The 1,866-nt window shown below is 40.4% G+C and carries 1 protein-coding gene; it reads left to right on the top strand.

What is annotated here, in order from left to right; all coding sequences use genetic code 11:
* Positions 1 to 535: 535 nt before the first annotated feature.
* Complete coding sequence (ltrA, locus tag ACERII_RS25625; RefSeq protein ID WP_373645848.1) at positions 536 to 1,792, top strand: group II intron reverse transcriptase/maturase; 1,257 nt, start codon at positions 536 to 538, stop codon at positions 1,790 to 1,792.
* The last annotated feature ends 74 nt before the right edge of the window (positions 1,793 to 1,866 follow it).

Genomic DNA, 1,866 nt, shown 5'->3' with positions numbered 1-1,866 from the left:
GCAATCTATAGGGTGAAAGTCCCGAACTGCGAAGACAGAAGTAGCAGTTAGCTTAACGCAAGGGTGTCCATGGCGACGTGGAATCTGAAGGAAGCGAGCGGCAAACCACCGGTCTGAGGAACACGAACTTCATATAAGGCTAGGTATCATTGGATGAGTTTGCCAAACAAAACAAAGTCCTTTCTGTCGAAGATGATACAGAGTAAATGAAGCAGATAGATGGTGGGAAAGATTGTACTCTTACCTGGGGAGGTCTGACTGAAAAGCCGAGCTCTCTCGGTAACCTATTTTGTGAAGAATAGCTGAACAGTCAGAAGTCAGCAGACGTCATAGTACTCAAATGGCTTAAGACATTTGAAGAAGGACGGAACATCTAGGAAGTACTATACACTAGGCGTTCATTGTTTATGATGACACAGACAATCTATAAAGACTTACTTAAAGAAGGAAATGGTGAATCCATGGGGGGCTTTAAGAGGGTGGAATAAGCAATGGCACAAATAGAACGTATAGACACGAGAAAGGAAGTATCGAAATGATGAGAGAATTACTGTCACGGGAAAATCTGTTATCGGCTTTAAAACGAGTCGAAAAGAATAAAGGGAAACACGGTGTAGATGGAATGACAGTAAAATCCCTACGAGGTCACCTTCTACTTAACTGGGAAGAAATCCGAAATTCACTAAGAGATGGAACCTATGAACCTATGCCAGTCAGACGAGTCGAAATCCCGAAACCGAATGGTGGTATCAGATTATTAGGCATTCCTACCGTGACAGATCGACTCATCCAACAAGCTATTGCCCAAATACTTACTCCCATTTTCGATCCAGCCTTCTCTGAACACAGTTATGGCTTTAGACCAAGAAGAAGAGCCCATGACGCAGTAAAGGAAGCAAGGTCCTATATGGAAGAAGGATATAGATGGGTAATAGATATGGACTTAGAAAAGTTTTTCGATAAAGTGAATCACGATATGATTATGGGTTTAATAGAGAAAAAGGTGAAAGATAAAACGATCCTAAAACTGATTCGGAAATATCTAAAATCGGGTATTATGATCAATGGTCTTGAAGTGATTAGCGAAGAGGGAGTACCTCAAGGAGGTCCTTTAAGTCCTTTACTATCTAATATTATGTTAGATGAGTTGGACAAAGAGCTAGAGAAAAGAGGGCACAGATTTGTCCGCTATGCGGATGACTGTAATATCTACGTGAAAACAAAGAAAGCTGGCTTACGTGTAAAACAATCAATCACCACTTTTATTGAAAAGAAACTTAAATTGAAAGTGAATGATGAAAAGAGTGCAGTAGACCGACCATGGAAACGAAAGTTTCTAGGTTTTAGTTTTACCTTTCATCGATCTCCTAAAATCCGTATAGCAAAGGAAAGTATGAAAAGAGCGAGAGGTAGAATCAAGGAATTAACATCTCGATCCAAGTCAATTCCGATGGATATTCGAATTGAGAAAATAAATGAATATCTCGTAGGATGGTGTAACTATTTCTCGTTGGCAGATACGCCAACTCCTTTTAAACAATTAGATGAATCACTAAGGCGAAGACTTCGAATGTGCCTATGGAAACAGTGGAAATTACCCAGAACAAAAGTAAAAAGGCTTATTTCTCTAGGAGTACCAAGAGAAAAAGCCTATGAATGGGGAAATTCTCGTAAGAAATATTGGCGCATCTCCAATAGTCCAATTTTGCATACTACGCTTAATTTAGCCTTTTGGAGAAAACAAAAGCTAAAAAGCCTAGTAGATCGATACAATCACTTACGTCATACTTAGATGAACCGCCGTATACCGAACGGTACGTACGGTGGTGTGAGAGGTCGGGGGTTAGTCACCCCCTCCTACTCGAT

Origin of the sequence: Evansella sp. AB-rgal1, from assembly GCF_041820985.1 — a bacterium.
In the GTDB taxonomy this organism is placed as follows: Bacteria; Bacillota; Bacilli; order Bacillales; family Salisediminibacteriaceae; genus Evansella.
Note: the sequence above shows the minus strand (reverse complement) of the source record. Positions and strands in the feature narration are given on the sequence as shown.

Coding starts and splice junctions, on each gene's coding strand:
- ltrA (WP_373645848.1), top strand. CDS start 536: ATGATGAGAGAATTACTGTCACGGGAAAATCTGTTATCGGCTTTAAAA.